This is a genomic window from Flavobacterium sp. UM26 (genome assembly GCF_057922445.1).
Genome location: NZ_JBVHCY010000001.1, coordinates 17656 through 42240 on the forward strand (window position 1 = coordinate 17656; position 24585 = coordinate 42240).

Below are 24585 nucleotides of genomic sequence, written 5' to 3' on the forward strand. Positions count from 1 at the left end.
AATATGACCTATTATCGGGTTTGTTGTTTCTATACAAATTACTTTTTTACTACTTCTTTAATATGCTTCGAGCGTAGCTTGTTGTCTTTCGCATATTTCATCAATTGCATACCAACCTCTTTACTCCTATCCGAAGATAAAACAGTAGCACCATTGGTTATTAATTGATAATACAACCCATCCCCATTTGTAGCAGCGCTTTTATCAATATTGCCCATTGTTCCCAAGATGCAAGCGATTGAACGACTATGTAAATAGGCATATACTTCTGGTTTAGGGTCCGAAGTTCCTACAAAGGCGACCATTTTTTCTGCTTTTACACCCAAAGATTCCATACGTTCTACATCCTCTTTTCCTCTTGCAGAAACAGAAATCATCAAATCGGGAGCCAAACGAGCTACTTCTGCTGCTTGATTGGCATTGTAGGTTATGATTACGGAATACGCTTCTGCCTTATTGCGACGCACCGCATCGATTACTTTTCGCATAGGAACTCCTCGTTTTACATCCAACGTGTAAATTACTTTTCCCTTCCCCCATTGCAATACCTCATCCAAGGTTTCTATTTTGTAGGGAGTTGGATTGCCTTGGGTATCTTCTAGATAGAAATCTTGTAATTCTTTGTACGTATAATTGCCAATCAATCCCGTTCCTGTCGTGGTTCTATCTAACTTATCATCGTGCATCATTACCAAAACCGAATCTTTGGATAATGCAATATCGGTTTCGATTATTGCTGGATTATACTGAATGGTATTAGCAAAAGTTGGAGTGCAATTTTCTGGAAAACCTACTGTTGGTCCTCCTCTATGTGCGCTTACCAAAGGATAGGACTTTTTAGAATACGTCAAGAACTTTTGTAATTCTTTTCCACTTTTAAATTGTATTCGGTATTCCTTAGTTTGAGCAAAAATTCCATTTAAGGATAATAAAAATAAAAAAACTAGTATGACATTCTTCTTCATTGCATAGATTTTGAACCAACAAAAATACCTATTCTTATTCGTTGTCGCGTCTCTTTTTTTTAAAGTTAATAAAAGAATAACAAAGTAACTTATCAACAATCTACCGCAAAAAGCAACTAAAAAGACAGAAAAACAAGGCTTCAGGACAGTTAATAAAAGAGCATAAAAAAACGTAAAATATGATAAATATCAGGTCGGTATTTTGCATTTAAACGTAAAATAGTACTACCAAATACAAATTCCACAACTTACATAAACAACTGATTTTAATTTGTTTACAACAAAAAACAAAATTGGTTGGCTACCTCAGAATTAAACTTCTGAAATCTAACTATTTATTAAAAACACGTATTCATTTATAACAACAAACGCAAACTTAAACTTTCAAAAACTATGGAAAAATATGTAATCAAACGAAACGGAGAATACCGACCTTTTGAGGAATTCAAAATCAAAGATGCCATTGAAAAGAGTTTTAACAGTGTTCAATTGGCAATAGACGAGAAAGTAGTAGATAGTGTTTTCGAACAACTTCTTTCCAAAACTACTTGGGCCGTAGAAGAAATTCAGGATTGCATAGAAAAAACCCTTTTTGAAAAACAATATTTTGATGTGATGCGTTCGTTTATGCTCTTTCGACATACCAGAAAGTTACAACGCGAACACATCAACGGACTCAACGAAGACACCACCTATGTAGACAGCACGCAAACTATTGAAGAATACATTGAACAAACCGATTGGAGAATCAATGCCAATGCCAACACCTCCTACTCCAATGCTGGCTTGGTAAACAACGTAGCTGGAAAAATAATTGCCAACTACTGGCTAGACAAAGTCTACAGCAAACAAGAAGGATATGCGCACCGAAATGGCGATATTCACATACACGATTTAGATTGTCTTACGGGCTATTGCGCAGGTTGGAGTTTGAGAGTATTACTCAACGAAGGATTCAATGGAGTTCGCGGACGTGTAGAAAGCAGACCACCCTCGCATTTTAGAGAAGCTCTGGGACAAATGGCTAATTTTCTAGGAATTCTTCAGAGCGAATGGGCCGGCGCACAAGCCTTCAGCTCCTTCGATACCTATTTAGCGCCTTATGTGTTCAAAGACAATTTATCCTTTGATGATGTGCTGAAAGCCGTTCGCAGTTTTGTCTATAACTTAAACGTGCCAGCGCGTTGGGGACAATCACCGTTTACCAATATTACCTTGGACTGGGTCGTTCCCGAAGATTTGAAAACTCAAATTCCAACCCGAAAAGACATTCATTTTTTTGACAAAATAACCAATGAAGACCTATTACTTCGTGCACAAGCGCGTGGAGTGAAAACGTTAACCGAGTTGCGTTACGAGCATTTTCAACCCGAAATGAACCTCATCAATAAAGCGTATTATACTGTAATGACCGAAGGTGATGCCAACGGACAACCTTTCACTTTTCCAATTCCAACCGTAAATATCACCGAGGAGTTTGACTGGAATGGAGAAAACACCGATTTGCTATTCGAAAATACCGCTAAAATTGGGTCGTCGTATTTCCAAAATTTCATTGGAAGCCAATACATTCTTGACGAAAACGGCAACAAAGAAGAAAACCCCAATGCCTACAAACCCAACGCCGTTCGCAGTATGTGCTGTCGCCTCCAACTCGATTTACGCGAATTACTAAAACGCGGTAATGGCCTTTTTGGAAGTGCCGAAATGACCGGAAGCATTGGAGTTGTGACCATCAATATGGCGCGATTGGGCTATTTGTATCAAGGAAATAAAACCGCTTTGCTAGAACAATTAGACCATCTTTTATACCTTTCCAAATCAACTTTAGAGAAAAAAAGAGTCTTTATTCAAGAAATGTACGACCGCGGTTTGTACCCTTACACCAAACGCTATTTGTCGCATTTCAGAAATCATTTTTCTACCATTGGTGTCAACGGAATCAACGAAATGATTGTCAATTTCACTCAAAATCAAGACCAAATCACCTCTAGAACCGGAATCGAACTGGCAGCCGAAATTTTGGAACACATCCGAAACCGAATGAAAGAATTTCAAGAAAGCACCGGAAACCTCTACAATCTTGAAGCCACACCAGCCGAAGGAACTACTTATCGCTTTGCCAAAGAAGACAAAAAACGCTTCACCAACATCTATCAAGCGGGTGAAGGAGACAATATTTATTACACGAATAGTTCTCAAATCCCAGCCGATTTTACCGAAGACCCTTTCGAAGCCCTTTGCCTGCAAGACGAATTACAATGCAAATACACCGGCGGAACCGTATTACATCTTTATATGAGCGAAAAAATCAGCTCATCTGAAGCCTGCAAACAATTTGTCAAAAAAGTAATCTCCAATTTCAAATTGCCCTATGTCACCGTGACTCCCGTATTCAGCGTTTGCCCCGTACACGGCTACCTAAACGGCGAACACGAATACTGCCCAAAATGCGACGAAGCCCTAATTCTCGAAAAAGAAAAAGAAGCACAAGCCTCATAATTTTTAGGAGCAGAAACAAAAGGTTTTTTCAGGAAACACCGTCCCGCTCTCCGCTACAATCTTTGCTGCCGAACCCCGGCAGCAAAGGATTTTCACTACGATCGGGGCTAAAAAGTCACAAATTACCCTTTTGGAAACATCCAAAAACTTTAAACTTTTAAACAACTTCAAACAATTTAAACCCTTAAACAACTTTAAACCTTAAACTTTTAAACAATCTAAAACCCTTAAATAATGAAAACACATCCCATTCTAGAACAACATCCAGAACGCAGAACCAAATGTTTAGTTTACACTCGTGTAATGGGCTATCACCGTCCCGTAGAAAGTTTCAACATTGGCAAAAAAGGAGAACACAAACAACGCACCCATTTCAATGAATGTAAGTGCTAGCACACCCATTTACAGCATAACGCCTTTTACCTTACTAGATTATCCGCATCAGTCAGCTTGCATTCTTTGGTTTGCAGGCTGCAATATGCGGTGCTTATATTGCTACAATCCAGAAATAGTTTTAGGAAAAGGAAAACTCACCTTCCAAGATGCCTTGGATTTTCTCCACACCCGAAAAAATCTCCTAGATGCGGTTGTTTTCAGCGGTGGCGAATGCCTATTGCATAAAAACTGCCTTGAATTCATTGCAACCGTCAAGAAAATGGGCTTTCTAGTAAAAATAGACACCAACGGTTCAAAACCCAAAGTACTTCATACCCTACTCCATCAACAAACTATCGATTATGTTGCCTTAGATTTTAAATCCTTACCCAACACTTTCGAAAAAATCACCCAATCCAATTTGTTCGATACTTTCGAACAATCCCTCGAATTGCTGCTCTCGCATTCTGTCCCTTTTGAAGTGCGCACCACCATCCACTCCGACTTAATTTCTAAAGAAGACCTCACAGCAATGGTTCGTTTTTTGGAACAAAAAGGCTATCAAGGCCAATACTATATTCAGTATTTCGTAAATGAAGCTACAACTCTAGAAAAAATGGGCTTTTCCCAGCGGGAATTAGATTCGGAATCGCTTTCCACAGCCAACATCAAAATTGTGATTCGGAATTAAACTAACCGCTCTTTTTGAAACACTTCTAAACCTGACATTTATCATTGGCAGTCCAATAGGATTAAAATACTTTTACACGCCCTTTATAAAATGACATACTAAAAAAAGGTAAAATGAAAGAACTCAAAGCAAAAATTGTTGCCCTAAAGAAAGAAAAAAATGCAGTCATTTTGGCGCATTATTATCAAGAGCCAGACATACAAGATATTGCTGATTATGTTGGTGATAGCTTGGGTTTGTCACAAGAAGCGACCAAAGTTGATGCACCTATTATTCTTTTTGCAGGGGTTCATTTTATGGCCGAAACAGCCAAAATACTCAATCCTAATAAGAAAGTAATTTTGCCCGACCTCAATGCAGGATGCTCCTTGGCCGACTCTTGTCCGCCAGACTTGTTTAGAGCATTCAAAGCCCAACATCCCAATCATATCGTGATTACTTATGTTAACTGTTCGGCTGAGATAAAAGCGTTGAGCGATATCGTATGTACTTCGGCTAATGCTTTAAAAATTGTTGCATCAGTTCCAAAAGAAACGCCAATTATCTTTGCTCCAGACAAAAACTTAGGCAAATACATTAGTCAAAAAACAGGACGTGAACTATTGCTTTGGGACGGCTCTTGTGTGGTACACGAAGCTTTTTCTCTAGACAAGTTAGTTGAATTATACAAACAAAACCCTGATGCCGAAATCATTGCGCATCCAGAATCAGAAACACATATCCTAAAAACAGCCCATTACATTGGCTCCACTGCTGGAATGATAAGCTATGTAAAAAATAGTCCAAATACTAAGTTCATTGTTGCCACCGAAGCAGGTATTTTGCATAAAATGCAACAAGAAGTACCGCATAAAATCTTGATTCCTGCTCCATCCGAAGAGGACAATACTTGTGCGTGCAGCGAATGCGGTTATATGAAAGTCAACACACTTCAAAAAGTGTACGATTGTTTGCTCCACGAAACTCCCGAAATTATCGTTCCTGAAGACATCAGAGAACGCGCTTTAGTACCTATAGAACGTATGCTTGAACTCTCCAACTAATGACACAAACCAACTATTTAATTATCGGTTCTGGTGTGGCAGGACTAACTTTTGCCCTAAAAATGGCCACGCGCTTTCCAGAAAAAAAAATCACAATCGTTACCAAAGCCAATGCTGAAGAATCGAACACAAAATATGCGCAAGGAGGTATCGCTATTGTAACCAACAAAATTGAAGATTCGTACGAAAAACACATTCAGGATACCCTAATTTGTGGCGATGGCTTGTGCGACGAAGCCGTGGTTCGAAAAGTCATCACCGAAGGGCCAAAACGACTACAAGAATTAATCAATTGGGGCGCACAATTTGACAAAAATGCACAAGGCAATTTCGACTTAGGAAAAGAAGGAGGCCATTCACAAAATCGAGTAGTACACCATAAAGACCAAACGGGTTTTGAAATAGAACGCGCTATTTTACAGCAAGTATATCTCAAAGAAAACATCACCGTGCTCGACCATCATTTTGCTATCGATTTGATTGCTGAAGACAATTGTTGTTTGGGCGTTCAAGTTTTGAATCAAAAAGACAAAACTATTTTTCCTTGTTTTGCTGATTATACCTTGCTAGCCACTGGCGGCATAGGAAATGTATACGGACATACCACCAATCCCATTATTGCGACAGGCGACGGAATTGCTATGGCAAACCGTATTCACGCCACTATCACCGAAATGGAATTTATCCAATTTCATCCTACAGCCTTATTTCATAATGCATCAGGAACTCAGTTTTTAATCTCAGAAGCTGTTCGCGGTTTTGGTGCCTATCTACGCACCAAAAGCGGCCATCGTTTTATGGAAGATTATGACGAAAGAAAAGAATTGGCTTCGAGAGATATTATTTCGCAAAGTATCGATTTTGAATTGAAAAAATCAGGAGACGCATGTGTTTATTTAGATTGTACCCACTTGGATTCGGAAGCATTTATCGCTCATTTCCCAATGATTTATAGACATTGCAAAAGCATTGGTATCGACATCACAAACGACTGGATTCCTGTAGTACCTGCTCAACATTATCTTTGTGGCGGAATTGTAGTCGATGCTAATGGTAAGACTTCTGTAGAGCGCCTTTTTGCTTGCGGTGAATGCTCTAGAACGGGTTTACACGGAGCCAACAGGTTAGCTTCTAACTCCCTACTAGAGGCGTTGGTTTATTCCAATGCAATTTATGATTACCTTTCTGAAAACCCTGACCTAGAAGTAAGCAAAACACCCGTTTACTCCAAAATCTACAAAGACCGCTTGCCTTTGATTACGAATTCTGTTTTGAGTCAAATAAAAAGTGAATTACAACTTTTGATGCGAAGCCATGCAGGAATCGTGAGAAACAATCACGATTTGAAAAAAGCCAAAAAACAGTTAAAACATTGGCTAAAAGAACTCCTAGAACTTGAACAAAATTATCAAGGGAATACCGCTTTTTATGAATTGAAAAATCTGATTACCATAGGAATCCTCATTGTTCAACATTCTATCTTACGAGAGGAAAATCGCGGTGGTTTTTTCAAAATCAAGTACTTAAGATGCTAATTTTTTGTTAACATTAAACCTTTTTCTTTAAACGTCATCTTATCAGTATAAATCAAAAAAACGAAAGTAAGATGAAAAAAGTAATTATGGCTGCCTTATTGGTAGTAAGTTTAAGCAGTGTGGCACAGCAAAGAAGAGAAAGACCCAATCGTGACGAAATGGAAAAATTGACTCCAGAACAACGTCAGGAGAAACATTTAAAAAAAATGACTACGGATTTGAACTTGAATGCTAAACAACAAGAAGAAGTAAAAAAATTATTAGCAGAACAAAGCGCAAAAGTAGCCGAATTTAAAGCCAAAAGAGAAGCCAAAAAAGACGAACAATTACTGGCTTCTGCTAAAGAAAGAAAAGAAATGGCTAAAAAAATGAAAGCCGAAAAAGAAGCCACTGACGCGAAAATGAAGTCGATTTTAACCCCTGAACAATACACCAAATGGGAGAACGACCGTGAAATTAGAAAAGAAAAAATGCTCGAGAAAAGAGAAGAAAGACGAAGACATAAAGGTGATTATTAATAAAAAAAGGGAGTTTCTACAGCAAGAAACTCCCTTTTTTGTTGTACTTCTATTTCTTAAAAAGTCTTCGATACTTTATCAATAGCTTGAATGGTCACATCTAAATCTTCATAAGTCAACGCATCAGTAATAAACCAAGTTTCATAAGCTGATGGTGCAATGTAAATACCTTCTTGCAACAAACCGTGGAAGAATTTTTTAAAGGTTGCATTATCTCCTTTAGCAGCCGATTGAAAATCGACTACAGGCTCCGCATCAAAATGAACAGAAATCATAGAACCTACTCTATTGATGGTAAACACCACACCATTTGCAGTAAGTACTTTACGAATTCCTGCTTCTAAATAAACGGTTTTCTCTTCCAATCGTTGAAATACTGTTCTGTCGTTGTTTAACGATTCCAACATTGCCAATCCAGCCGCCATCGCTAACGGATTTCCTGATAATGTTCCAGCTTGATACACGGGACCTAGTGGCGCCAAGTAATTCATAATTTCTTCACGAGCAGCAAAAGCCCCTACTGGCAATCCGCCACCAATTACTTTTCCAAAACAAACGATATCTGCTTGAATGCCGTACAACTCCTGAACACCACCTGCTGCCAAACGGAAGCCTGTCATTACCTCATCAAAAATCAATAAAATCCCGTTAGCAGAACACAACTCACGTAAACCTTCTAAGAATCCGTTGAGTGGTGGTACGCAACCCATATTTCCCGCAACAGGCTCTACAATAATGGCTGCAATTTCATTTGGATTGGCAGCAATGAGAGCGCTAACATTTTCTAAATCGTTGTAACGAGCCAGCAAAGTATCTTTAGCCGTACCTTCAGTTACTCCAGGACTATTTGGTACTCCAAAAGTACTTAAGCCACTACCCGCTGCAATCAAAAACGAATCGGAATGACCGTGATAACAACCTGCAAACTTGATGATTTTATCTCTTTTGGTAAAGCCACGCGCCAAACGAACGGCACTCATACAAGCTTCTGTCCCCGAATTCACAAAACGAATTTTATCGATATTCGGAACCATATCAACTGCCAAAGCAGCAATTTTGGTTTCCAATTCTGTAGGCATTCCAAAAGAAGTTCCTAATTTGGCACGTTCCGTTAATGCCTCCACGACGGGTTCGTAGGCGTGACCCAAAATCATTGGCCCCCAAGAATTAATGTAATCGATCAATCGGTTACCATCTTCATCATATAAATACGCGCCTTGCGCTCTTTTTACAAAAATTGGAGTACCACCCACGGCTTTAAAAGCTCGTACTGGTGAATTTACGCCTCCTGGAATTACTTTTTCCGCTTCAGCAAAAAGCTGACTGCTTCTTTGGTATATCATATTTTTTTTATTTTTTTAAATTTACTTATCGACTCAACCCTTGATTTGTGATGAATTCATCAAAATATTTTTGTTCAATTTGGTTTTCTTTTGAAAGTGATTCAAACTTAACATCGGACATTCTAATAGGGGAATAAAAGTACCATTTCCACGTAGGTCGATGTTTAATAAAAAAATTCTTTTCGGTAAATTCATCGTGTTCATACACTCCAAAATAAAACCTTACCAACAAGCTTATAATGGTAACTAAGAACACCACAAAAAAAAACTTCTTCATAAACTGTAAAAACTCAGAATTAAAAATTACTTCACAATCAATTTTTGTCCAATCGAAATGGCGTTGTCAGTTAAGTTGTTTTTGCGTTGTAAATCTTCGACCAAAACATTGAATTTTTTGGAAATGGAATACAAGGTATCGCCTTTTTGGACTTCATACAACGTGCCATCACCGTTTACCACTTGGTTGTCTACTCGATTCGAAACGGGATAATTTACCCCACTTTTGCCCAAAACCTGACTATCGTACTGATGCAAATCATAGCGTTCAATGTAGGCAATCAGTTTTTCTGGATACAACGGGTCGGTAGCGTATCCAGCGGCTCGCAATCCCATAGCCCAAGCCACATAATCTCCTTTGGCTAATGAGAAAAGAGAGGCATATCGCTTTTTGGTTGTCAAAAATTTAGAGTGGTCTTTATACGAACCTGCGGGATCTTCGTACTTTCGGAAACATTCTTTTTCTGAATCATCATCTTGGTGTACAACTTCTCCTTCCCAATCATTATGACATTTGATACCAAAGTGATTATTGGAATTGACTGCCAAACTGCTTTTCCCAGCACCCGATTCTAAGATTCCTTGTGCCAAAATTATACTCGCAGGAATGCCGAAATTTTTCATATTGCTCATCGCAATTCCTTTGTATTGTTCTATGTATTGATTGACTACCTCTAATCTTTTAGTGGCAACACCATTAGTAGATGGCGTCTTAGTATAAACGACTGTTTTCTTAGCAGGAGTTGTGTTTCTTTTATGGGTTTGAGTAACCGGTTTAGTACTGTTACAGCTTACCAAAAACAGCAATACCATCAGGCAGAAAATTTGTTTTATCATAGTACTAAAATCGGTTTGTTTTGTTTTTCTAATTTGGCATTCATCCCAGCAATTCCTTGGAGTCCACCGGTGTGAATCATCAGAATTTTGGATTTTGGTGGAAAATAGTTGCGTTTTATTAAATCCATAACGCCAAAAACCATTTTTCCGGTATAAATTGGGTCTAACGGAATACCCGTTTGCGCATAAAACCAATTCATCCATTCGATAAATTCGGTGGTTACTTTACCATAACCTCCAAAATGATAGTCGGTTTGGAGCTCCCAGTTTTTATTTTGGACAAAATTACGAATTTCATCTTGTAAAAAATCCCCTTTTAACGCTGGAAATCCCAAAACTTTTTGATGTGGCAAAGCACTATTGATAAGTCCAGAAATGGTTCCTCCAGTTCCCACGGCGCTACAAACAAAATCAAAATCAGCATCAAGCTCTGTTAGGATTTCTTCACAGCCTTTGACGGCCAAATCGTTCGTACCACCTTCTGGAACCAAATAAAAAGACCCGAATTGTGCTTTTAGTTGTTCGATAAAAGCACTCTCTGTTTTATGACGATAGGCTTCACGGGTGACAAATTCAAAACGCATTCCGCATTCTTGAGCAAAAGACAAGGTAGGATTTTCCGAAATTTTATCGCGTAATTCATCCCCCCGAATCACACCAATAGTTTCAAAACCTTGCTCTTTTCCGGCATAGGCCACAGCAGCGATATGATTGGAAAAAGCGCCACCAAAAGTGAGCAAAACCGAATGCTTTTCGGCTTTGGCTTGGAGTACATTGTATTTTAGTTTTCGGAATTTATTGCCTGAGACAAAAGGATGAAGTAAATCCTCTCTTTTTATCTCAAGAGTAATTCCTTTGGGCAGGTCGTATGTTATTTTTTGATTCAAAGTGTATAGCTTTTATAAAATTAACCGCAAGGTTCGCAAAGATTTACGCAAAGTTCACTAAGCTTTGCGGTCATTGCGCTTTCTTTGCGAACCTTGCGGTTAAATAGGCTTTTAATTTCTTTTTGTGTGCAAATAGTTTAAAAAACTAAAATATTTCCTCGTTTCAAGGTAACTCAAATTGGATTCGTTGGCATAAGCTTCGCGTTCAAAACTCAGGTTCCGATACGCCAAGTTTTTATCTTTGTATTGGCACCATCGAAGCAAAAACTCAAAACTGTACCAAATAAAAAAAGGAACAATCAGCAATTCGAGTTGTTGTCGTAAATGTATTTTTTCGTGATTGAGGAAAATGTGATTCTCTTTGTATCCTGCTTTTTTAAGGAACACAAACGGAAAAGCAGCGAGGCCACTATATCCTTTTGGAATTAAATATTTAGCAACAATAAGAATCATTTCGCTTTAAAATTTATAGATTTGCAACTGTTGAACCCTTTTATTTAAGGAAAACACGATTCGTTCTATTAGCACGAACATCCCCAAAAAACAAGTCGCTTATGTTAGAGCAAATTAATGAAAATAAATTAATCGAGGGTGAAGATTTTTACTTTACTCCCGAAGGCTATAAATGTTTTACCGAAAAACACCACCTAAAAAGAGGGTATTGTTGCAAAAGCGGTTGCCGTCATTGTCCTTATGGCTATGATAAGAAAACGGGAGGGTTTAAGAAGGTAGAAAGTAGAAAGTAGAAAGTAGAAAGCAGAAGGCAGAAGGCAGAAATTAGTGGTCAGTGCTCAGTTTTTTAGTGTTCAGATTTAGGGCGGTGAAAGCAGAAATTACAAAAAAAACAAAAGATTCGCGTTTTCAATGCAGCTGCTACTCCCCTCTCGAAATCGAAGATTCAACGACTCAAAAAAAAGTAAAAAATGGAGTTATAGGGGCTGGGGGTGTGTTTCTTTGGTGATAAAAGTAGAGAGCAAATTATATTAGACTTACCAAAGTTCACTAGTCTCGATGAAATAATTGAACTCAAAATATAAAAAAACGCTAAGAAATGGATGTCCTTTCTTTACAATACAGAATCAAAATATACAAGTCCTACCATCGGTCGGATATTAGGTATCCTTAGTCGGTTTTTTCCAACTGGAGGGTGAGAAAATAGTCCTAAGTAATTTTGGAAGCCATAAGTCCTTGGTCTACGAGTCGCGAGAGGGATAGGAACTGGCTACCGAAGTAGCGTGGATAGCCCGACCGCAATACCGCAAGTGGCCGCATCACGACAACGCTTCATAGGCCACTTGGGGTATTGGGGGCTCGCCCAAATCTTGCTAAAAAGTATCGCAATTAGCCAATTGGGTGAAATTTAAATAAAATAAAAACTTAACCACATAGAACCATAGATTACTAGCAAATCAACATAGATAAAAAAAGAAATAGCACTATTTCTCACAATAGATTAGCTATGTGAATAGTAAAACGTCTCTTGACTTCTTTTAAAAAACTATAAATTCTATGATTCTATGTGGTAAAAATAATTTCACGAAATGGGTATCACTATTATTTTATTTTCGATTGTAAAAACAAAAAAAGATGACATTTAAAGAACAAATCCAACAAGGAATTCCTGATATATTACCACAACCTAAACCGTATGATGCTGCCATAAATCACGCGCCGAAACGCAAAGAGATTTTGACAGCTGAAGAAAAAAAGTTGGCGTTGCGCAATGCGTTGCGTTATTTTGACCCAAAACATCACGCGGAATTAGCCCCTGAATTCTCGGAAGAATTAGCGCAATACGGACGCATTTATATGTACCGTTTTCGTCCTGATTACAAAATGTACGCGCGTCCGATTGACGAATATCCAGGAAAAAGCGAGCAAGCGAAAGCTATTATGTTGATGATTCAAAACAATTTGGATTATGCCGTGGCGCAGCATCCGCACGAATTGATTACGTATGGCGGAAATGGTGCGGTGTTTCAAAATTGGGCACAATACCTTTTGACGATGCAATACTTATCGGAAATGACCGACGAGCAAACGTTGACGATGTACTCGGGCCACCCGATGGGATTGTTTCCGTCGCATAAAGAGGCGCCGAGAGTCGTGGTGACCAACGGAATGGTGATTCCGAATTATTCGGCACCAGACGATTGGGAAAAAATGAATGCCTTGGGCGTTTCGCAATACGGACAAATGACGGCTGGAAGTTATATGTACATTGGTCCACAAGGTATTGTGCACGGCACGACCATCACGGTTTTGAATGGTTTTAGAAAAATTAAAAAGAATCCAAAAGGAAGTTTATTTGTAACGTCTGGATTGGGCGGGATGAGTGGCGCGCAACCCAAAGCGGGAAATATTGCGGGTTGTATCACCGTTTGCGCCGAAGTGAATCCAAAAATCACCCATATTCGTCACAGCCAAGGTTGGATTAATGAAGTGATTGAAGATTTAGACGCTTTAGTGCAACGCGTAGCCTTGGCAAAAACGAATAACGAGACCGTTTCTATTGCTTATTTGGGTAATATCGTAGACGTTTGGGAACGTTTTGACCAAGAAAATATGCATATCGATTTGGGTTCTGACCAAACTTCATTACATAATCCGTGGGCTGGCGGGTATTATCCAGCAGGCATTTCGTTTGAGGAAGCCAATGAAATGATGGCCAACCAACCGGAACTTTTTAAAGAAAAAGTGCAAGAAACTTTACGTCGTCACGCAGCGGCAATCAACAAACATACCGCAAAAGGCACGTATTTCTTTGATTACGGCAACGCCTTTTTACTAGAAGCTTCAAGAGCGGGAGCCGATGTGATGGCCGAAAATCCAACGCTTGGTAGAGAATTCAAATACCCTTCTTACGTGCAAGATATTATGGGACCGATGTGTTTTGATTATGGTTTTGGTCCTTTCCGTTGGGTTTGTACCTCAGGAAAACCAGAAGACTTGGCCAAAACAGATGCTATTGCTTGCGAAGTTTTAGAAAAAATGATGGAAACCTCTCCTGAAGAAATTCAGCAACAAATGCAGGACAACATTCAGTGGATTAAAGGTGCTCAAGAAAATAAATTAGTGGTAGGTTCACAAGCGCGAATTTTATATGCCGATGCCGAAGGACGTACTAAAATCGCCGAAGCATTTAACCAAGCTATTGCCAAAGGCGAAATAGGCTATGTAGTTTTAGGCCGTGACCACCACGATGTTTCGGGAACCGATTCGCCTTATCGAGAAACGTCGAATATCTATGACGGTTCAAGATTTACCGCTGATATGGCCATTCATAATGTGATTGGCGATAGTTTCCGTGGTGCAACTTGGGTATCTATCCACAACGGCGGCGGTGTGGGCTGGGGAGAAGTTATTAATGGCGGCTTTGGTATGGTTCTTGATGGTTCTAAAGAAGCTTCTAAACGTTTGGCATCAATGTTGTTTTGGGATGTCAACAACGGAATTTCTCGCAGAAGCTGGGCGCGTAACGAGGGTGCAATTTTTGCTATCAAACGCGCTATGGAAGTAGAACCTTTACTAAAAGTGACACTTCCGAATGCTGTTGAAGATTATTTACTGTAACATTAAAATTTGCTTTGAAATCTTGACAACAAATTCGTTTTTGAAAAAGTCTAAATGATTTAAAACAAAACATTTTGATAGTTATAATCTAATGTTAAAAAAATCATCTTGAACTAAAAATAGATTATTTTGCAGCATAAAGCGAGAATCATAATAGATAATAACTTAAACAATATCCATATGAAACCTATATCATTATTTGCCTTAGTGCTAGTTGTTTTTTTTAGTTCTTGTAGTTCCGTTAGAGTGTATTCGGATTACGATAAGAATGTAGATTTTACTCCCTACAAAACCTATGCGTATTACAAACCAGGCATTGACAAAGTAGAGATTTCTGATTTGGACAAAAAACGTATTTTGAGAGCCATTGACCAACAAATGACAGCCAAAGGCTTTACCAAAAGCGAAACGCCTGATTTGTTAATCAATATTTTTACCAAATCAAGAGAGGAAGTTAATGTGAACCAATTCAATGCTGGCTGGGGTTACGGCTGGGGCTGGGGTTGGAACCCTTGGATGATGGGTGGCAACCAAACCACCGTTTCAACGTCTACCGAAGGTACTTTGTTTATTGACCTTATCGATGCTAAAAAGAAAGAAATGATTTGGCAAGGTGAAGGAGTAGGCACTTTAACAAAAAATGTCGACAAAAAAGACGAGGTGGTTGCTGAGTTTGTGGGGAAAATTTTAGCACAATATCCTCCGGTAAAAAAATAAATCGTGGTGAACACCATAATTGTTTATATTTGTGGCCTCACATTTTTTATATGAAAAACAATAACACAATTATTAGCAGTATTTCAATTATCATTCGATGAGAATGTGAGGCGCTGTATAGTATTAACAATAACAATATAGAACCTCCCAATTGGGAGGTTTTTTTTTAGATTATGACACAAAACACTAATATTATTAACATCATTATTATTCGTCTTTGTTGACGAGTTAGGATGTTATGCATAAGTATGAAACCTTTCTCGTCACTTGAGAAAGGTTTTTTTTTGAATAAAAATGAACCACAGTTACAATGAAAGAAAAAATAACCCTTACGCTATTTTGCGAAAAAGAAGCCACGCTAATCAGTAAAATTGTCCTTATATTCTCTCGGAAAAAGCTACAAATCGACCATTTTTGGGTTGACTTTTGTGAGCACACTTCACTATACAAAATCAGGATTGACTATTGGGATGACGAAACGAATAGCAAAACCATAGCGGCTATTTTGGAACGAATTATCGAGGTTTTTTGTTGTTACACTCAAAATGAAAAGGAACTAGAAACCCATCAAATCATACTTTTTAAAATTCCAACCATAGGCAGAGAACAAATCACATACTATCCTATTTCTTTTTTATTTCAAGAAAAAGAGCATTGGATTTGTTGTGGCAAAATTATCAATGAGCACTATTACACACTACAAAACACCCTCAAAAAATCAACATTACAATTCAATTAAAATAAAAAAAATGAACTTATTTCAATCCATACAACAAGCACAACAAGAATTAGCCAACGTAGTTCCCGCTACGCCTTTAACTGAAAACCTCAATCTCTCAGAAGAATTTGGGGCTACTATTTTACTTAAAAGAGAAGACCTTCAAGTCGTGCGTTCTTATAAAATTAGAGGCGCATACAACAAAATAAAATCCTTAAACGAAAGCGAAAAAACAAATGGCATTGTGTGCGCCAGCGCTGGCAATCACGCACAAGGGGTGGCGTACTCTTGCCATCTTTTGCAAATACAAGGCAAAATCTATATGCCCAAAACCACACCCAATCAAAAAGTAAAGCAAGTACAACTCTTTGGAAAAAAATGGGTCGAAATTGTTTTAACTGGCGACACCTTCGACGATGCCTATGCCAAAGCTGTTGCCGACGCCAAGTACAACCAAAAAGCATTCATCCACCCTTTTGATGATGAAAAAGTCATTGCGGGCCAAGGTACCGTAGGACTCGAAATTGTTGAACAACACCAACAAACCATCGATTATGTTTTTGTTCCCATTGGAGGTGGCGGTTTAGCTTCTGGCCTGTCAACTGTTTTCAAACACCTTAGCCCCAATACCAAAATTATTGGCGTTGAACCGCTAGGTGCCCCTTCGATGAAAACATCAATTGCCAATCAAGCCAATACACCCTTAGACGCCATAGACAAATTTGTAGATGGAGCCGCCGTAAAACAAGTGGGTGACAAAACCTTTGCCATTTGTCAAAAAAACCTAGACGATATCGTCCTTGTTCCCGAAGGAAAAGTGTGCACCACTATCTTGCGTTTGTACAACGAAGAGGCGATGGTGGTAGAACCCGCAGGTGCTTTGACCATTGCAGCGTTGGATTTTTACAAAGATCAAATCAAAGGAAAAACTGTGGTTTGCGTGGTAAGCGGCAGCAACAACGATATTGAACGCACCGCCGAAATCAAAGAACGCTCTTTACTTTACGAAGGATTAATGCATTATTTTATGATACAGTTTCCGCAACGCCCCGGAGCATTGAAAGAATTTGTCAATACCATTTTAGGACCAGACGATGACATCACCTATTTCCAATTTGCTAAAAAGAATAGTCGAGAAGTAGGCTCTGTGGTAGTAGGTTTAGAAGTGAAAAATCCAAACGACATTGTAGCCATCAAAGACAATATGAAAAAAATGGGATTTGTGTACCAATACCTCAACGAAAAACAGGATTTATTCACCCAACTCATTGGTTAAAAGAAACTAAAAAAACTAACTCCTTTTCCAGTAAAAAAGTACCTTTGCAACCAAATTTTTAAACAGTTATGACTCCTGCTCAAGACATACAAGACCTAAACGACATCAAAAAAATGGTCGATACCTTCTATACCAATGTTCGCCAAGATGCGGTCATCGGCCCCGTTTTCAACGAAAAAATAGGCAATCGCTGGTCAGAACATCTCGAAAAAATGTACCGTTTTTGGCAAACCATTTTGCTCGAAGTCCACACCTATTCAGGAAGTCCGTTTCCCCCGCACAAACAATTGCCGGTAGACAAAACCCATTTCGACCGCTGGATGGCGATTTTCACCAGCACTATCGACGGCTTGTTTACTGGCCCACTAGCCGAAGAAGCTAAGCTAAGAGCCAAAAATATGGCCGAAATGTTCAATTATAAGATTGAGTATTTCAGACAAGCCGAAAGAGATCAAATAAAATAAATCATCTGCATCAATCTGTGATATAAAAATCAGGAGCGAAACAAAAGGCATTATCAGCCATTATGGGTTCCCGCCATCCGCTATAATCTTTGGTACCGAACCCCGGCACCAAAGGATTTCCACTACTGTCGGGGCTAAAGAGGTTTCAATTGGACATTTTTTAAAAAGTAAACCATTGTTAAAATCCTATAAAAACACATGGTTTACTAAAAATCCCCAATAAAAACCTGAAAATAATCATTCGAAATTGTATTTTTACAAAAAACTATACCGATTTCGATATGAATGCAAAAATAGAAAGTAATCCCCTAATCGAGCGATTACCGAAACATTTGAAACAGTTTATCAAACCGCAAGACTACGAAGACTACACGCCCATCAATCAAGCCGTTTGGCGCTATGTGATGCGCAAAAACGTGGACTACCTATCCAAGGTTGCTCACAGTTCCTACCTCGAAGGGTTAAAGAAAACAGGTATCGAAATCGACTCCATTCCGAGTATGTACGGTATGAATCGTATATTATCCGAAATTGGATGGGCCGCCGTGGCTGTAGATGGTTTTATTCCGCCCAACGCTTTTATGGAATTCCAAGCCTATAATGTGTTGGTGATTGCCTCTGATATTCGTCAATTGGAACACATCGAATACACTCCAGCACCTGATATCATCCACGAAGGCGCGGGACATGCACCAATTATTGCCAATCCAGAATATGCCGAATACTTGCGCCGTTTTGGCGAAATTGGTTGCAAAGCCATCTCTTCGCACAAAGATTACGAAATGTATGAAGCCATTCGTTTACTTTCGATTTTAAAAGAAGCCGAGGGAACCCCACAAAGCCAAATAGAAGCTGCTGAAAAAGCAGTAGAAGATTTGCAAAACAATATGGGCGAACTCTCAGAAATGGCTCAAATCCGAAACTTACATTGGTGGACCGTGGAGTACGGTTTGATTGGCACGCTTGAAAACCCAAAAATTTACGGCGCTGGTTTGCTTTCTTCCATTGGTGAAAGCGCTTGGTGTATGACCGATAACGTAAAAAAACTGCCATATACTATAGAAGCAGCACAACAAAGCTTCGATATTACTAAAGTACAACCTCAACTCTATGTAACACCTGATTTTGCTTACTTGAGTTTGGTTTTAGAAGAGTTTGCCAACACCATGGCTTTGAGAACAGGCGGTTTATCTGGCATCAAAAAACTCATCGATTCCAAAGCTTTGGGAACAGTAGAATTGAGTACTGGTTTACAGATTTCTGGTGTTTTTACCAACGTAATCGAACACGAAGGCAAACCGATTTACTTACAAACGACTGGAAAAACAGCTTTGGCCAATCGTGAAAAAGAATTAGTAGGACACGGAACTGCTGCTCACCTTGAAGGTTTTGGTAGCCCCATCGGGAAACTCAAAGGCATCAATCTGGCTATTGAAGATATGAGTCCACGTGACTTAAAAGCATACGACATTTACGAAGGCGAAACCGCCACTTTGGAGTTTGAAGGCAACATCAAAGTCGTTGGCGAAATCATAACTGGGAAACGAAATCTACACGGTGAAATCATCTTGATTTCTTTCAAAAACTGTACAGTTACGCACGGTGAAACAGTTCTTTTCCGTCCAGAATGGGGAACTTATGATATGGCTGTAGGAAAGAAATTAGTTTCGGCTTTTTCTGGCCCTGCGGATGTGAATAGTTTTGATTTGATTGCTCACGTCCCAAGCAGCAAAACCATCAAAGCTTCAACCTCAGAAGAAAGAGATGCCTTAGAAGTTTTGTATCATACTGTTCGAAATATCCGCGAGACAAAAGATACGACGACCTCATTGGCTCCCATTTTTGAAAAATTAAAAGAAGAACATTCTAATGATTGGTTGCTTTGTGTAGAATTGGCTGAACTTTTAAAAGCAAGAAACGAAACACAATTACTTACCGAGATTCTCTCTCATCTAGAAAATCTTAAAACACAGCGTCCTGAAGTTGCCCAATTAATTTCGAATGGTTTGGAATTGATTTTTGAAAAAGAGGAAACTGTTCACTAAAATTTATAAACACGAATTTCACAAATTAGCACGAATTAAATTCTAATGATTCGTGTCAATTCGTAATATTCGTGTTAAAACAAACTTACAACTTCAAATCCTGTTTTAGCTGCCTTTCATTTTCGATGACTTCACCGTTGTATTGTAGTTTCCAGCCCAAAGAATTCGTTAAGATGAGCATTTTAGAGATTTCGCTTACCAAACGATTTTTAGCATTGGTTTTTAAAGTTGACTTCTCTACTTTTTGAGCCATTCTTGTTTTAACCGTTTTATTGATTTTGTTGTAATCCGCTCCTGTGAATTCATTAAGCTTGCTTTGCTCCACATCATAATATTGGATGTCGGGATAAATCGAAATTTCTTCTTTTGGAATGGAAAGAATCGTAATGGTTTTGTTCTTTTCATCAATATCGTATTTCATTTGATGCAAATCATAAGCCACTGTTACTTTGGCATTCACAATCACAATAGCCTTTTTTTCAAAAGAAATCATATCCAAAAAGTACTTATTCGAATTCTTAAACGTGATGACTTCCGAAAAATGTCCTTCGGTCACCACCAATTTCCCCACATTTAGGATTTGTTGCTGAATGAGATTCGTATTGTAATCGAACTCGTCTTCTTTTTCTTTTTTAAAATCGCAGTATTTGAACAACAACAAGCCAATAACTACTATTCCAACTCCAATTAAAATGCGTTTCAACATAACTAAAATTTCATAAATGAATATTGTGCCTCTAATGTAGCTATTTTTTCTTTCAGATTTGCCTCAAACTTTTGATGGCTTTCTGAATTGGGATTAAAAGGACGATGCGCCAAGCCTTTTTGTATGGTTTGAACCAATTCCATTGTAGCTATTGCATTGTCGTCAATTTGAGTGGCTGCAAAACGTTCCCAGATATATTCAATCGCCAACGAACTAGGATGTATCATATCATCGGCGTAAAAACGATAGTCCCTGAGCTCGTCCATCATAATTTCGTAGCTGGGAAAATAGTTTAATGTTTGTTGTTTAGTGTTTGTTGTTGCATAAATTGCAGCAATCAAATGCGCTTTATTTACCTGATTTTCGACAAAACCGTCTTTGAGATGCCGAACGGGTGAAACCGTAAAAATAAAATTACATTTCGGATTTAAAGTGGCAATCAAAGAGACTGTATTCTGAATCGCTTTTTGGATGCTATCAATGGACAACAACTCTTTGCTGAATTGTTTTTGTGGTACTTTATGGCAATTTGCAACAATAGCGTTGGTTTCAATATGCCGATACACCCAAGAAGTACCATAGGTAATAATGATATGCGTCGCTTGCTGTAATTGCTTTTGGGTGTCTAAAAGAATTTGGTTCAGTTTACTCAAGAATACTTCAGAATCAGCGTCACTCAATTCAGAATGAACTTCATAACAATGCCATCTTTCGTTGAAGAAAAAAATATCTTCCTCGGTGAAATAGCGTTGCACCACCGCTCTCTCTATAAGTTTTGCAATAGAAACGGGGTTGAAAATAATCCCAAAAGGATTCACTTGGGTTTGAAATTTATAATAGAGTAATTTATCCCCCATGTTTTCAGCAAAGCAAGAGCCGAGTAGCATTATTTGTGACGAATAAGCTATCGGAGTATTGGTTTCGGGGATAATTATTTTGGTTTTAAGTTGCAAAATGAATCGTTTTGCTGTCAAATTTAAACTAGTTTTGACAAATAAACTATTATTTTTAGCCTTCAATTCAACTCCCAGTTATGGTACATAAAGAATACATTGACCCCAATGAAGGGTTTTCACAAACCGTAGTGGTCACAACAGGTAATTTCAATACCTTATATATTTCAGGCCAAATTGGCTCTGGAAAAGACTTAGAAAGTCAAACAATAGCTACTTTCAAAAATTTAGAAATGCAGCTATCCAAAGCCAATGCTAATTTTAATGATGTTGTCAAAATGACTACTTACATCGTAAATTTTAATCCGGATATTGATTTGCCCATTTTTAGAAAAGTTAGACAAACCTTCTTAGGAAACGAAAAATATCCAGCAAGCACTTTAGTAGGCGTCTCCAAACTAGGAAACAAAGAATGGCTGATAGAGATTGAAGCAATTGCAGTGATTCCTAAAAAAGATTTTTAAAACAAAAAACCCTTTTAGCACTTAACTAAAAGGGTTCTAATTTCTATATTTTTTTGAAAACTACTTCACAAACTCAATAGCTTTTGCTAAAGCTTCAGGAACACCAGCTGCGTTCTTACCTCCAGCCGTAGCGAAGAACGGCTGTCCTCCACCGCCTCCTTGGATGTGTTTTCCTAATTCACGCACTACTTGTCCCGCATTTAAATTTTTATCGGCTACTAATTCTTTAGAAATATAGCAAGTCAACATAGGTTTGTCTTCATTTACAGTTGCTAAAACAATGAAAATATTGTTACCTAAATTTCCTAATTCATACACCAAATCTTTCGCGCCTTCAGCCGTTAAATCTACTTGTTTCGCTAAGAATTTAACACCGTTTATTTCTTGGAAAGCTGCTGCTAATTCGCCTTTCATATTCTTGGCTTTGTCTTTTAGCAAGGCTTCTATTTGTTTTTTCAATTGTACATTTTCATCTTGTAATCCTTGAATAGCTTTGATTGGGTCTTTTGGATTTTTCAGCACTTCTTTCATTTCTCCAAAAGTAATCAATTGCGATTCAAAGAAATCCTTAGCCGCTTCACTGGTGATTGCCTCAATTCTTCGAATACCTGCTGCCACTGCTCCTTCCGAAACAATTTTGAAATGCCAAATTTCAGAAGTATTCGTCACGTGTGTTCCTCCGCATAGCTCAACAGAATCCCCAAACTTAATCATACGTACTAAGTCGCCATATTTTTCGCCAAACAAAGCAATCGCTCCTTCTTCCAGAGCTTGTTCTTTGGCAATTCCACGCTTCTCAATTAATGGCAAACTTTCGCGAATTCTTGCATTAACAAAATTTTCTACTTCTTTCAATTCTTCGTCTGTTACTTTAGAGAAGTGCGAAAAGTCAAAACGTAAAGAAGCCGAACGCACCATAGAACCTTTTTGTTCAATATGTGTACCCAAAACTTTACGCAATCCTTGATGCAACAAGTGGGTTGCGGTATGATTAGAAGATGTCCTTGCTCTTTGCTTTACATCTACAATCGCTTGGAAAGTATCGGTTAAATTACCAGGTAGTGATTTGGCCAAATGAATGGTCTGATTGTTCTCTTTTTTGGTATCGATTATGTAAGTGATGTCTCCATTACTAGCTTCAAGATATCCTTTATCGCCAGTTTGTCCTCCACTTTCCCCATAAAAAGGAGTAGAATTAAAAACTAATTGAAAGATTTCCCCTTCTTTTACACTCTCTACTCTACGGTATTTTGTGATTTTTACTTGGTGTTGCAAACGGTCATAGCCTACAAACTCCTGAATATCATCTTCTACAATTACATTCCAATCACCCGCAGTAACTTTTGAAGCCGCACGTGAACGTTCTTTTTGCAATTGTAATTGTTCTTCAAAAACTTTTTCGTCTAGTTGCAATCCTTTTTCAGATAAAATCAAAGCTGTTAAATCGATTGGAAAACCATACGTATCATACAATTCAAAAGCTTTTTTACCATCAATAACCTTGCTTTGATTGTTTGTAATCACGGCATCTAGCAAAACCAAACCTTGATCTAGCGTACGCAAAAATGAACTTTCTTCCTCACGAATTACGTTAGAACAAAGGGCTTTTTGAGAGCGAATTTCAGGAAAAGAAGCACTCATTTGAGCACTTAACGTATCTACTAATTTATAAATAAAAGGTTCTTTGGTATTCAAGAAAGTAAAACCGTAACGAATAGCACGACGTAAAATTCTACGAATTACATATCCTGCACCTGTGTTGGATGGCAGTTGTCCGTCGGCGATGGCAAAAGCAACTGCACGAACGTGATCTGCAATCACACGAATCGCAATATTTATTTTTTCTTCTTCTTCATTGGAAGCTTTGATGGTATAGGTTGTCCCAGTAATCGTCTCGATTTCTCTGATAATTGGGGTAAACACATCCGTATCATAATTCGATTGAACCCCTTGTAAAACCATACAAAGACGTTCGAATCCCATACCAGTATCAACGTGTTGTGCTGGCAATTTTTCAAGAGAACCATCCGCTTTACGGTTGAATTCCATAAATACATTATTCCAAATCTCCACCACTTGAGGATGATCAGCATTGACTAATTCTTTACCGTCAATTACTGCTTTTTCTTCGGCTGAACGAATATCTACGTGAATTTCGGAACAAGGTCCACAAGGACCTTGGTCTCCCATTTCCCAGAAATTGTCTTTTTTATTTCCTAATAAAATTCGGTCTTCAGCGATTAAAGTTTTCCAAATATCATATGCTTCTTGGTCGAAAGGAACATTTTCTTCAACGCTTCCTTCAAAAACAGTTACATACAATATGTCTTTATCTATTTTATAGACTTCTGTTAGCAATTCCCAAGCCCAATGAATGGCTTCTTTTTTGAAATAATCTCCAAAAGACCAGTTCCCCAACATCTCAAACATTGTGTGGTGATAGGTATCGATACCTACTTCCTCCAAATCATTATGCTTTCCTGAAACACGCAAACATTTTTGAGTATCGGCAATACGTTGGCTTTTTGGCGTTCCTAGACCCAAAAAATACTCTTTGAATTGCGCCATTCCTGAGTTATTAAACATCAGCGTTGGGTCATCTTTAAGAACGATAGGCGCAGAAGGAACAATTAAATGTCCTTTGCTTTCAAAAAAATCTAAAAATTGCTTACGTACGTCTTGTGATTTCATAATGTT

At 38.3% G+C, this 24585-nt stretch carries 22 protein-coding genes; 14 read left to right on the forward strand and 8 right to left on the reverse strand.

Translation table 11 applies throughout. The annotated features are described in order from the left end of the window. Positions 1-38 precede the first annotated feature (38 nt). Positions 39-965: a glycerophosphodiester phosphodiesterase family protein gene (locus tag ACZ1AQ_RS00070; RefSeq protein WP_489630936.1), complete on the reverse strand. Its 927-nt coding sequence runs from the start codon at positions 963-965 to the stop codon at positions 39-41. Between the two features lie 393 nt (positions 966-1358). Here ACZ1AQ_RS00070 and ACZ1AQ_RS00075 point away from each other — a divergent pair, with 393 nt between their 5' ends. The 6 genes from ACZ1AQ_RS00075 to ACZ1AQ_RS00100 all read left to right on the forward strand — a co-directional run bounded on the left by ACZ1AQ_RS00075 (position 1359) and on the right by ACZ1AQ_RS00100 (position 7629). Continuing rightward, positions 1359-3467 carry a ribonucleoside triphosphate reductase gene (locus ACZ1AQ_RS00075; RefSeq protein ID WP_489630937.1) on the forward strand — a complete coding sequence of 703 codons (2109 nt, stop codon included), beginning with the start codon at positions 1359-1361 and terminating at the stop codon, positions 3465-3467. 234 nt (positions 3468-3701) lie between these two features. Then, complete coding sequence (gene nrdD / locus ACZ1AQ_RS00080) at positions 3702-3860, forward strand: anaerobic ribonucleoside-triphosphate reductase (protein ID WP_157490620.1); 159 nt, start codon at positions 3702-3704, stop codon at positions 3858-3860. Beyond that, positions 3844-4533 (forward strand): anaerobic ribonucleoside-triphosphate reductase activating protein, encoded by a 690-nt coding sequence (locus tag ACZ1AQ_RS00085; protein WP_489630938.1) that lies wholly within the window; start codon positions 3844-3846, stop codon positions 4531-4533. The genes nrdD and ACZ1AQ_RS00085 overlap by 17 nt, the downstream gene beginning before the upstream one ends. A 113-nt stretch (positions 4534-4646) precedes the next feature. Beyond that, complete coding sequence (gene nadA, locus ACZ1AQ_RS00090; protein WP_489630939.1) at positions 4647-5576, forward strand: quinolinate synthase NadA; 930 nt, start codon at positions 4647-4649, stop codon at positions 5574-5576. Beyond that, positions 5576-7111, forward strand: coding sequence for an L-aspartate oxidase (nadB, locus tag ACZ1AQ_RS00095; protein ID WP_489630940.1), 1536 nt, complete (start codon positions 5576-5578; stop codon positions 7109-7111). Before nadA ends, nadB begins: the two co-directional genes overlap by 1 nt. A 71-nt stretch (positions 7112-7182) precedes the next feature. After that, positions 7183-7629 carry a DUF4890 domain-containing protein gene (locus tag ACZ1AQ_RS00100; RefSeq protein WP_489630941.1) on the forward strand — a complete coding sequence of 149 codons (447 nt, stop codon included), beginning with the start codon at positions 7183-7185 and terminating at the stop codon, positions 7627-7629. 56 nt (positions 7630-7685) lie between these two features. On the opposite strand, the gene hemL is transcribed toward ACZ1AQ_RS00100, so the two are convergent. The 4 genes from hemL to ACZ1AQ_RS00120 form a co-directional block, all read right to left on the reverse strand. Next, on the reverse strand, positions 7686-8972 hold the full coding sequence (hemL, locus tag ACZ1AQ_RS00105) for a glutamate-1-semialdehyde 2,1-aminomutase (protein ID WP_489630942.1): 1287 nt from the start codon (positions 8970-8972) through the stop codon (positions 7686-7688). 303 nt (positions 8973-9275) lie between these two features. Continuing rightward, positions 9276-10085: a glucosaminidase domain-containing protein gene (locus ACZ1AQ_RS00110; protein WP_489630943.1), complete on the reverse strand. Its 810-nt coding sequence runs from the start codon at positions 10083-10085 to the stop codon at positions 9276-9278. Next, on the reverse strand, positions 10082-10972 hold the full coding sequence (locus tag ACZ1AQ_RS00115) for a 1-aminocyclopropane-1-carboxylate deaminase/D-cysteine desulfhydrase (protein WP_489630944.1): 891 nt from the start codon (positions 10970-10972) through the stop codon (positions 10082-10084). The genes ACZ1AQ_RS00110 and ACZ1AQ_RS00115 overlap by 4 nt, the downstream gene beginning before the upstream one ends. A 111-nt stretch (positions 10973-11083) precedes the next feature. Continuing rightward, on the reverse strand, positions 11084-11425 hold the full coding sequence (locus ACZ1AQ_RS00120; protein WP_489630945.1) for a hypothetical protein: 342 nt from the start codon (positions 11423-11425) through the stop codon (positions 11084-11086). A 101-nt stretch (positions 11426-11526) separates the two neighbouring features. Between ACZ1AQ_RS00120 and ACZ1AQ_RS00125 the strand changes: the two genes are divergently transcribed. The 7 genes from ACZ1AQ_RS00125 (at position 11527) to ACZ1AQ_RS00155 (ending at position 19765) form a co-directional block, all read left to right on the forward strand. Continuing rightward, positions 11527-11718, forward strand: a complete 192-nt coding sequence (locus tag ACZ1AQ_RS00125; protein ID WP_489630946.1) for a C1orf53 family protein — start codon at positions 11527-11529, stop codon at positions 11716-11718. An 841-nt stretch (positions 11719-12559) separates the two neighbouring features. Then, positions 12560-14545 (forward strand): urocanate hydratase, encoded by a 1986-nt coding sequence (hutU, locus tag ACZ1AQ_RS00130; protein ID WP_489630947.1) that lies wholly within the window; start codon positions 12560-12562, stop codon positions 14543-14545. Positions 14546-14725: 180 nt separating this feature from the next. Continuing rightward, positions 14726-15262, forward strand: a complete 537-nt coding sequence (locus tag ACZ1AQ_RS00135) for a DUF4136 domain-containing protein (protein WP_489630948.1) — start codon at positions 14726-14728, stop codon at positions 15260-15262. 310 nt (positions 15263-15572) lie between these two features. Further along, positions 15573-16001 carry a hypothetical protein gene (locus tag ACZ1AQ_RS00140; RefSeq protein ID WP_489630949.1) on the forward strand — a complete coding sequence of 143 codons (429 nt, stop codon included), beginning with the start codon at positions 15573-15575 and terminating at the stop codon, positions 15999-16001. Positions 16002-16011: 10 nt separating this feature from the next. Further along, a complete protein-coding gene (ilvA, locus tag ACZ1AQ_RS00145; RefSeq protein ID WP_489630950.1) occupies positions 16012-17256 on the forward strand; it encodes a threonine ammonia-lyase IlvA in 1245 nt (414 codons plus the stop codon). Positions 17257-17324: 68 nt separating this feature from the next. After that, positions 17325-17720, forward strand: coding sequence for a group III truncated hemoglobin (locus tag ACZ1AQ_RS00150; RefSeq protein WP_489630951.1), 396 nt, complete (start codon positions 17325-17327; stop codon positions 17718-17720). A gap of 281 nt (positions 17721-18001) precedes the next feature. Next, positions 18002-19765: an aromatic amino acid hydroxylase gene (locus tag ACZ1AQ_RS00155; RefSeq protein ID WP_489630952.1), complete on the forward strand. Its 1764-nt coding sequence runs from the start codon at positions 18002-18004 to the stop codon at positions 19763-19765. Positions 19766-19850: 85 nt separating this feature from the next. Here ACZ1AQ_RS00155 and ACZ1AQ_RS00160 read toward each other — a convergent pair whose 3' ends face one another. Next, the gene (locus ACZ1AQ_RS00160) at positions 19851-20471 is read right to left on the reverse strand and encodes a DUF4230 domain-containing protein (RefSeq protein WP_489630953.1); all 621 of its coding nucleotides are present in this window, start codon (positions 20469-20471) and stop codon (positions 19851-19853) included. A gap of 2 nt (positions 20472-20473) precedes the next feature. Continuing rightward, entirely contained in the window at positions 20474-21445 is a 972-nt protein-coding gene (locus tag ACZ1AQ_RS00165) for a GSCFA domain-containing protein (protein ID WP_489630954.1), read from the reverse strand. Between the two features lie 59 nt (positions 21446-21504). Between ACZ1AQ_RS00165 and ACZ1AQ_RS00170 the strand changes: the two genes are divergently transcribed. Beyond that, positions 21505-21888 (forward strand): RidA family protein, encoded by a 384-nt coding sequence (locus ACZ1AQ_RS00170; RefSeq protein WP_489630955.1) that lies wholly within the window; start codon positions 21505-21507, stop codon positions 21886-21888. 60 nt (positions 21889-21948) lie between these two features. Here ACZ1AQ_RS00170 and alaS read toward each other — a convergent pair whose 3' ends face one another. Further along, positions 21949-24579, reverse strand: coding sequence for an alanine--tRNA ligase (alaS, locus tag ACZ1AQ_RS00175; RefSeq protein ID WP_489630956.1), 2631 nt, complete (start codon positions 24577-24579; stop codon positions 21949-21951). Between the last annotated feature and the right edge of the window lie 6 nt (positions 24580-24585).

Bases quoted from the DNA above. Each gene is read 5' to 3' on its own strand.
- ACZ1AQ_RS00070 (WP_489630936.1), bottom strand. From the start codon at position 965: ATGAAGAAGAATGTCATACTAGTTTTTTTATTTTTATTATCCTTAAAT.
- ACZ1AQ_RS00075 (WP_489630937.1), top strand. From the start codon at position 1,359: ATGGAAAAATATGTAATCAAACGAAACGGAGAATACCGACCTTTTGAG.
- nrdD (WP_157490620.1), top strand. From the start codon at position 3,702: ATGAAAACACATCCCATTCTAGAACAACATCCAGAACGCAGAACCAAA.
- ACZ1AQ_RS00085 (WP_489630938.1), top strand. From the start codon at position 3,844: ATGAATGTAAGTGCTAGCACACCCATTTACAGCATAACGCCTTTTACC.
- nadA (WP_489630939.1), top strand. From the start codon at position 4,647: ATGAAAGAACTCAAAGCAAAAATTGTTGCCCTAAAGAAAGAAAAAAAT.
- nadB (WP_489630940.1), top strand. From the start codon at position 5,576: ATGACACAAACCAACTATTTAATTATCGGTTCTGGTGTGGCAGGACTA.
- ACZ1AQ_RS00100 (WP_489630941.1), top strand. From the start codon at position 7,183: ATGAAAAAAGTAATTATGGCTGCCTTATTGGTAGTAAGTTTAAGCAGT.
- hemL (WP_489630942.1), bottom strand. From the start codon at position 8,972: ATGATATACCAAAGAAGCAGTCAGCTTTTTGCTGAAGCGGAAAAAGTA.
- ACZ1AQ_RS00110 (WP_489630943.1), bottom strand. From the start codon at position 10,085: ATGATAAAACAAATTTTCTGCCTGATGGTATTGCTGTTTTTGGTAAGC.
- ACZ1AQ_RS00120 (WP_489630945.1), bottom strand. From the start codon at position 11,425: ATGATTCTTATTGTTGCTAAATATTTAATTCCAAAAGGATATAGTGGC.
- ACZ1AQ_RS00125 (WP_489630946.1), top strand. From the start codon at position 11,527: ATGTTAGAGCAAATTAATGAAAATAAATTAATCGAGGGTGAAGATTTT.
- hutU (WP_489630947.1), top strand. From the start codon at position 12,560: ATGACATTTAAAGAACAAATCCAACAAGGAATTCCTGATATATTACCA.
- ACZ1AQ_RS00135 (WP_489630948.1), top strand. From the start codon at position 14,726: ATGAAACCTATATCATTATTTGCCTTAGTGCTAGTTGTTTTTTTTAGT.
- ACZ1AQ_RS00140 (WP_489630949.1), top strand. From the start codon at position 15,573: ATGAAAGAAAAAATAACCCTTACGCTATTTTGCGAAAAAGAAGCCACG.
- ilvA (WP_489630950.1), top strand. From the start codon at position 16,012: ATGAACTTATTTCAATCCATACAACAAGCACAACAAGAATTAGCCAAC.
- ACZ1AQ_RS00150 (WP_489630951.1), top strand. From the start codon at position 17,325: ATGACTCCTGCTCAAGACATACAAGACCTAAACGACATCAAAAAAATG.
- ACZ1AQ_RS00155 (WP_489630952.1), top strand. From the start codon at position 18,002: ATGAATGCAAAAATAGAAAGTAATCCCCTAATCGAGCGATTACCGAAA.
- ACZ1AQ_RS00160 (WP_489630953.1), bottom strand. From the start codon at position 20,471: ATGTTGAAACGCATTTTAATTGGAGTTGGAATAGTAGTTATTGGCTTG.
- ACZ1AQ_RS00170 (WP_489630955.1), top strand. From the start codon at position 21,505: ATGGTACATAAAGAATACATTGACCCCAATGAAGGGTTTTCACAAACC.
- alaS (WP_489630956.1), bottom strand. From the start codon at position 24,579: ATGAAATCACAAGACGTACGTAAGCAATTTTTAGATTTTTTTGAAAGC.